The following is a 7,343-nucleotide window of genomic DNA, read 5'->3' as shown; positions in this document are numbered from 1 at the left end:
ACACCGGAGGCGTCGCGCCGCTTCGTGCGGCAACGCGGGCGAGCATTCCAGGCGGTAGCGCACTGTCCGAGCCCAGTCGCCCGGCTCGACAGCTACGCCACCACGGCGCCGCCCAGCCCAACGGCGGCACGCTGACCGAGCCCGATCGCCCGGCCAGGCAGCCACACCACCACGCGCCGAGCCCCGGCCGGGGCTGTCGCGTCAGGCCTTCTTCTTGCGCCGCCGCACCACGGGCGTCGCCGACTTGTCCGCCTTCGCCGCCGCCAGCAACTCCTCGGCGTGCGCGCGGCCGGTGTCGGTCGAGTCCATGCCGGCGAGCATGCGGGCCAGCTCCACCACCCGCTGCGTCTCGTCGAGCTTGCGCACGGCGGAGCGGGTGAAGGTGCCGTCGGCGGACTTGTCCACCACCAGGTGCCGGTCCGCGAACGCCGCCACCTGCGGCAGGTGCGTCACGACGATGACCTGGTGCGAGCGCGCCAGGCGGGCGAGCCTGCGGCCCACCTCGACCGCGGCGCGGCCGCCGACGCCGGCGTCCACCTCGTCGAAGACGAGGGTCGGCACCGGGTCCGAGTGCGACAGCACCACTTCCAGCGCCAGCATCACGCGGGACAGCTCGCCGCCGGACGCGCCCTTGTGCACCGGCAGCGCCGGTGCACCGGGGTGCGAGATCAGGCGCAGCTCCACGTCGTCGACGCCGGACGAGCCCGCGTGCAGGATCGAGCGGCCGACCGGCAGGGCCTGCTGGTCGCCCGACTCCGCGTGGCGGGGGCGCACGGCCAGCTCGACCGAGGCGTGCGGCATCGCGAGGCCGTCGAGCTCCTCGGTGACGGCCTTGCCCAGTTCGAGGGCGGCCTCGACGCGGGCAGCGGTGACGCGTTCGGCCAGTCCGGCCAGCTCCACGGCCAGCGCGTCGCGGCGCTGCGCCAGTGCCGCCAGTGCCTCCTCGGAGGTGTCCATGCCCTCCAGGCGTGAACGGGCGTCCGCGGCCCAGGCGATCACGCCGTCGACGTCCGCCGCGTACTTGCGGGTCAGCGCCTTCAGCTCGGCCTGGCGCTGCAGCACCTGCTCCAGGCGGCCGGGGTCGGCCTCGAGGTGGTCCAGGTAGCCGGAGATCTCCGCGCCGACGTCCGCGAGCAGCGTCGCGGCCTCGACCAGGCGCGGTTCCATGTCGCGCAGCTTCGGGTCCTCGGACGTGGACAGGCGGCGGGCGGCCTCGGAGATCAGGCCGAGCGCACCGGGGTTGTCCGGGTCGCCCTCCAGCGAACCGGACACCGCGTACTGCGCGCCCTGCGCCGCTTCGCGCAGCTGGTCCGCGTCGGCGAGGCGGCGGGCCTCGTCGTGCAGCTCGGTCTCCTCGCCCGGCAGCGGGGCGACCGCGTCGATCTCGGTCAGGCCGTGCCGCAGCAGGTCGGCCTCGCGCGCGAGCTCGCGGGAACGCTCGGTGCGTTCCTTCAGCTCCGTCGAGACGCGCAGCCACTCCTCGCGCACGGACTGGTAGGAGCGCAACGGCTCCGCCACGTCGTCGCCCGCGAAGCGGTCCAGCACACCGCGCTGCTCGGTCGGGCGCATGAGGCGCAGCTGGTCGTTCTGCCCGTGCACGGCGATCAGCTGCTCCGCCAGCTCGGACAGCACGCCGACCGGCACGGAGCGACCGCCGACGTGCGCGCGTGAGCGGCCGTCGGCACCGACGGTGCGGATCGCGATCAGCGACCCGTCCTCGTCGGCCTCGCCGCCGACCTCCTCCGCGACCTTCGCGGCAGGGCTGCCCGCCGGAGCCTGGAAGCGGCCCTCGACCACCGCCCTGTCCGCTCCGGTGCGCACGCGGGACGCCTCCGCCCGGCCACCGCCGAGCAGGTGCAACCCCGTCACGACCATGGTCTTGCCCGCGCCCGTCTCACCGGTGACGACGGTGAATCCGGGGTCCAGTTCCAGGGTGGCCTCGTCGATCACGCCGAGGCCCTTGATGCGCATCTCGGCCAGCACAGGGCGAACCTTACTTGTCGAGTCCGACATTTCTTCGCGGGCACCGCAACGAGACAGCGCCGACGCACCGAGCGGCGCGATCAGCCTGCCGATGGTCCCCGCCATCCCTTCACCGGCAGGTCGAACTTCTCGACCAGCCGGTCCGTGAACGGTGCCTGGCGCAGCCGCACGAGCCTGAGCGGCATCTCGCCCTCCACGATCTCGATCCGCGCGCCCGCGGGCAGCTCGAACGTGCGCCGCCCGTCCGCGGACAACGCCGCCGGGTGCCCGGTCGACTCGATCTCAAACGCCACGTGCGACTTCGGCGACACGACCAGCGGGCGGGCGAACAGCGCGTGCGCGTTGCTCGGCACCACCAGGATCGCCTGCACGTCCGGCCACACGACCGGTCCGCCGGCGGAGAACGCGTAGGCGGTCGAGCCCGTCGGCGTCGCGCACAGCACGCCGTCGCAGCCGAACGCCGACACGGGCCGCCCGTCGACCTCGATGACGACCTCGAGGATGCGTTCGCGGATCAGCTTCTCGACGCTGACCTCGTTCAGCGCCCAGGTCTTGACGACGACCTCGCCGCCGACCGTCGCCACGAGGTCGAGCGTCATGCGCTCTTCCACGAAGTAGTCGCGTTCGAGCACGTGGCCGACGGCCTCGTGCACCGCGTCCGAGTCGGCCTCCGCGAGGAACCCGACGCGGCCGAGGTTGACGCCCAGCACCGGCACCCGCGCCGGGCGCGCGAGTTCCGCGCCGCGCAGGAACGTGCCGTCGCCGCCGAGGACGAGCACCAGCTCGGTGCCCTCGGCGGCGTGGTCGTCGGCGGGCACGACCTTGGTGCAGCACGACGGGCCGAGGTCACGCGCCTCGTCGTCGAGCACCCTGGTCGTGACGCCCCCGACCGCGAGACGGCCGGCCACCTGACGGGCGAGATCGATGTTGCTCTGGTGCCCGGTGTGGACGACCAGCAGGACTTCCCTCATTGGGGCCCTTCTTCGACGGCGGTGCGCACCATCTCCGCGGGGTCGACCGGGTCGCCCTTGCGGAGCCAGAGGAAGTACTCGACGTTGCCGGACGGTCCCGGCAGCGGGCTCGCGACGACCCCGTGCACGGCCAGTCCCGACTCCTGCGCTGCCCTGCCCACCTCGAGGACGGCCTCGGCCCTGAGCTGCGGGTCGCGCACGACGCCACCCGAGCCGAGCCGTTCCTTCCCGACCTCGAACTGCGGCTTGACCATCGGCAGCAGATCGCCTTCCTCGTCGAGGCACGCGGCCAGTGCGGGAAGCACAAGCCTCAACGAGATAAACGAAAGATCGGCCACCACGAGTTCAACCGTGCCGCCGATGTCCTCGGGAGTGAGGGTGCGGACGTTGGTCTTGTCCTTGACCACGACCCGGTCGTCGGTCTGCAGCTTCCAGTCGAGCAGACCCCTGCCGACGTCGGCCGCGACGACCTGTCGCGCACCTCCGCGCAGCAGCACGTCGGTGAAACCGCCGGTGGACGCGCCGGCGTCGAGACAGCGCTTGCCGCTCGGGTCGATCCGGAAGCCCTCGAGCGCGCCGATCAGCTTGTGCGCGCCCCGCGACGCCCAGTGGGGGTCGGTGTCGAGGTCCTTGACGACGACCGCGTCGGAGGTCTCCACGGCGGTCGCGGGCTTGGTCGCGACGGTGCCGCGCACCGTGACGCGGCCGTCCGCGACGAGTTGGCTGGCGTGCTCACGGGACCGGGCGAGCCCCCTGCGCACGAGTTCGGCGTCGAGCCGCACCCTGCGAGGCACTGTGCATCACACCTTGTCGATGCTCGACAGCGCGTCGGTGAGCGTCGCGTGCACGGCGTCGAAGCGCGCCACGTGCTCGGCGAGGGGAACGTTCTCGAGCCCGTCGAGCCTCTCCAGCGCGCCACCGATGGCGTCGGCCGGGTTGGGTGGCGGTCCGGGCAGGGGGTAGTTCACGGACCTACGGTAGCCGATGCAGTACCGACAGGTCCGCGCCGACATACGTGGGCCGCTGCGCGGCCGGAAGCGCTTGCGCGTCTTCCTCCGTGGACACGCCCGTGAGCACGAGCAGCGAGTCCATCCCGGCGTTGACCGCGCCGAGGACGTCGGTGTCGAGCCGGTCGCCGATCACGAGCGGCCGGTGCGCGCCGAGGTCTTTGGCGGCCTGCTGCAGCAGCGGGGTGGCGGGCTTGCCGGCGACGAGCGGCTCCTGGTCGGTGGCGGCTTTGAGCGCCGCGACCAGGGAGCCGTTGCCGGGCAGGAGCCCGCGCTCGGTGGGCAGGGTGACGTCGACGTTGCACGCCACCCACAGCGCACCGGAGCGGATGGCCACCGCGGCCTCGGCCAGCTCGCGCCAGCCGAGGTCCATGGACAGCCCCTGCAGGACCGCCACCGCGCCTTCGGCGGTGTCGGTCGGGGTGAGCCCGCGCTTGAGCACCTCGGCCTCGAGGGCCTTGGTGCCGAGCACGAGCACGGTGGAGTGCTGGGGCAGGCGTTCGGCGAGCATCGCCGCTCCGGCCTGCGAGGAGGTGCTGACCTCCTCGACGCTCGTGTCGAACCCGAGCTCGAGGAGGTGCTCCGCGACCGCCTGCGGCGAACGAGACGCGTTGTTGGTGACGAACCGGATCCCGACGCCGTGCGCCCTGGCCCTGGCGACGGCTTCCACCGCGCCGGGCACGACCTCCGCACCGCGGTAGACGGTGCCGTCGAGGTCGATCAGCAGGGCGTCGTACCGGTCGACCAACGTCTCGCTCACTGCTGCCCGGTCTCCTCTGGGGTGCTTTCTGCGGGGGTGGTCCCGGTCTCGTCGTGGGTCAGCTCGAACGCGCGCTCGGCGGCGTCCGTCTCACCCTCGTCGTCGGCCTCGGCGGCGTTGAGGAACCACTTGACCGCTTCCTCCGTGCGACCGGCGGCCGCCAGGTTGTCGGCGTAAGCGTAGAAGAGCCGCGCGGAGTACGGGGTGCGCTGCCCCGGATCGAGGTCCGGTCCCTGCAGCGCCACGACGGCGGCCTCGAGCTGGCCCATGTCGCGACGAGCTCCGGCCGCGACGATCCGCAGCTCGATCTCGTCCTCCTGGCTGAGCTCCTTGGCCGACGGGTCCTTCGCGAGGTCGATGGCCCGCTCGGGACGCCCGAGCGCCCGCTCGCAGTCGGCCATGATCGCCAGGTGGCCCGGTCCGGCCATCATCCGGCGCGCGGCCCGCAGCTCGCTGAGGGCCTCGGCCCACTCGTCCGCGAAGTAGGCGGTGAGACCCGCCGCCTCGCGCACGACACCGACCCGCGCCGCCTTGCTGCGCGCGTACCGGGCGTGCTCCAGGGCGAGCTCGGGCTCCTCGTCGATCAGCAGCCCGGCCGCGGCCAGGTGCCGTCCGACGATCTCCGCGAGCCCCTTGGGGAGGCTGCGCAGCTCGGCCTTGATCTCCGGGTCGAGCAGCGAGAGGTCGGCCTCCTCGGGCAGCTCGGGACGCCCGCCGCGGGGAGCGGGGGCCTCGTCGCGCTGCTCGGCCTCGTCGGCGTGGCTCTCGTCAGCGGGGCTTTCGGCGGCGGGGGCCGCGGCAGCAGCGCGCTCGGCGCCACCGGCCTCGACGTCCTCCGGGGCACCGGTGTCGCCGTCCTCGGCGTCGGCCGCGACCGTGTCGCCCGCGACTGTGTCGTCGGTGGCCGTCACGTCGTCGGCGTCCTCGGACGCCTGCTCGCGGCCGGCGGCGGCACGGGTGGCCGCGGCGCCGTCACCGAGGCGGTAGCCGGCCCGCGCGCCCTCGGAGGTCACCTCGGCGGCGGCGTCGCTCTTGGCGGCGTCGCCGGTGTTCTCCTGGTCGGCCAGGCGCTCCTGGAACCGGGCCGCACGCTCACGGCTGCGCTCGTCCTTGCGCTCGTCCCTGCGGTCATCGCGCCGGTCGTCGCGCTGGTAGCCGGGACGTCCGCCGGTGCGCGCGTTGTCGCGGTCGCCGGGACGCGAGTCGCGCCGGTAGCCGCCGCGGTCGTTCGAGTCGTTCTTGCGGTAGCCGCCGCGGTCGTTCGAGCTGCGGTCGTTGGAACCCCGGTAACCACCGCGGTCACCCCGGTCGCCCGAGTCGTCGCGACGGAACCCGCCACGGTCACCACCGGACCGGTCGCCCCGGTAGCCACCACGGTCGCCGGAGTCGTCGCGCCGGTAGCCGCCACGGGACTCGCCGCGGTCGCCCGAGCCCTGGCCGCGGTACCCACCGCGGTCCTCGCTCCTGCGGTAGCCGCCACGGTCGTCCGACCGGTCGCCGCGGTACCCACCGCGGTCGCTCGAACTGCGGTCGTTGGAACCGCGGTATCCGCCACGGTCGCCCGAGTCGTCCCGGCGGTATCCGCCGCGCTCGCCACCGCGGTCCGAACGGAAGCCACCGCCGGAGGAACCCTCGCTGCGACGGTAGCCACCCCGATCGCCGGAGTCGTCGCGACGGAACCCTCCGCGGTCGCCGGAACGCTCGCCGCGGAACCCGCCACGATCACCCGAGTCGGACTTGCGGTACCCACCGCGATCGCCGCCGCGGTCGTCGGACCGGCCGCCGCGGTATCCACCGCGGTCGTTCGAGTCGTCTCGACGGTACCCACCCGGACGACCACCGCGGTCACCCGAGTCGTCGCGCCGGTAGCCGCCACGGGACTCGCCGCGGTCGCTCGAGCCCTGACCCCGGTACCCACCGCGGTCGGAATCGCTCTTGCGGTACCCGCCGCGCTCACCCGAGTCGCTCTTGCGGTAGCCACCCCGGTCGTCGGACCGGTCACCGCGGTAGCCGCCGCGGTCACTCGACTCGCTGCGGCGGTAGCCGCCGCGGTCGTTCGAGTCGTCCTTGCGGTAACCGGGACGGTCACCGGAACCCTGGCCGCGGTACCCACCGCGGTCCGAGTCGCTCTTCCGGTAGCCACCGCGGTCGCTCGAACGGTCACCGCGGTATCCACCGCGATCGCCGGAGTCGTCCTTGCGGTAGCCACCCCGGTCGCTGGACCCCTGACCGCGGTAGCCACCGCGGTCACCGGAGCCGGCGCGGTTGTCTCGACGGTCGCCGCTGGTGGAGCGGTCGCCGGAGCCTTCACCGCGCTGGGAGTTGCTGCTGAACTTCCGATCGCCTGCGGGACGGCCACCCTCGGAACGGCGCGGTCGGTCTCCCTGGCCACGCTGACGGTCGCCGGGACGATCCCCGAACCTGGACACCAATTCCTCCTACTACTGTGGACACGCTGAAAGGGGCCTGTGATCGAAGCACTGTAGTTGTGCCCCGCGATCACAAGCCCCTTCAGGGAAGTAAAGTTCGGCGGCGACCTACTCTCCCACACCGTAACCAGTGCAGTACCATCGGCGCAGAAGGGCTTAACTACCGGGTTCGGAATGGGACCGGGTGTTTCCC

The 7,343-nt window shown here is 73.1% G+C and carries 6 protein-coding genes and 1 rRNA gene; all 7 read right to left on the bottom strand.

Annotated features, from left to right (window positions below; all coding sequences use genetic code 11):
* Positions 1–201: 201 nt before the first annotated feature.
* Positions 202–1,983 carry a DNA repair protein RecN gene (recN, locus tag ACFWGZ_RS37645; RefSeq protein ID WP_382456369.1) on the bottom strand — a complete coding sequence of 594 codons (1,782 nt, stop codon included), beginning with the start codon at positions 1,981–1,983 and terminating at the stop codon, positions 202–204.
* An 80-nt stretch (positions 1,984–2,063) separates the two neighbouring features.
* On the bottom strand, positions 2,064–2,954 hold the full coding sequence (locus tag ACFWGZ_RS37640; RefSeq protein WP_382456368.1) for an NAD kinase: 891 nt from the start codon (positions 2,952–2,954) through the stop codon (positions 2,064–2,066).
* Positions 2,951–3,748 (bottom strand): TlyA family RNA methyltransferase, encoded by a 798-nt coding sequence (locus ACFWGZ_RS37635; protein WP_382456367.1) that lies wholly within the window; start codon positions 3,746–3,748, stop codon positions 2,951–2,953. The genes ACFWGZ_RS37640 and ACFWGZ_RS37635 overlap by 4 nt, the downstream gene beginning before the upstream one ends.
* A 6-nt stretch (positions 3,749–3,754) precedes the next feature.
* The gene (locus ACFWGZ_RS37630) at positions 3,755–3,922 is read right to left on the bottom strand and encodes a hypothetical protein (RefSeq protein WP_382456366.1); all 168 of its coding nucleotides are present in this window, start codon (positions 3,920–3,922) and stop codon (positions 3,755–3,757) included.
* 4 nt (positions 3,923–3,926) lie between these two features.
* Positions 3,927–4,721 (bottom strand): HAD-IIA family hydrolase, encoded by a 795-nt coding sequence (locus tag ACFWGZ_RS37625; protein ID WP_382456365.1) that lies wholly within the window; start codon positions 4,719–4,721, stop codon positions 3,927–3,929.
* On the bottom strand, positions 4,718–7,150 hold the full coding sequence (locus ACFWGZ_RS37620) for a hypothetical protein (protein WP_382456364.1): 2,433 nt from the start codon (positions 7,148–7,150) through the stop codon (positions 4,718–4,720). The genes ACFWGZ_RS37625 and ACFWGZ_RS37620 overlap by 4 nt, the downstream gene beginning before the upstream one ends.
* A gap of 95 nt (positions 7,151–7,245) precedes the next feature.
* Positions 7,246–7,343, bottom strand: a 5S ribosomal RNA gene (gene rrf, locus ACFWGZ_RS37615); the annotation flags it as partial.

The sequence above is a fragment of the Lentzea sp. NPDC060358 genome (genome assembly GCF_042725365.1).
GTDB lineage: Bacteria > Actinomycetota > Actinomycetes > Mycobacteriales > Pseudonocardiaceae > Lentzea.
This window is presented reverse-complemented; position numbering and strand designations above follow the sequence as displayed.

What these genes read in the sequence shown, in the direction of transcription:
- ACFWGZ_RS37640 (WP_382456368.1), bottom strand. Translation starts at nt 2,954, where the DNA reads ATGAGGGAAGTCCTGCTGGTCGTCCACACCGGGCACCAGAGCAACATC.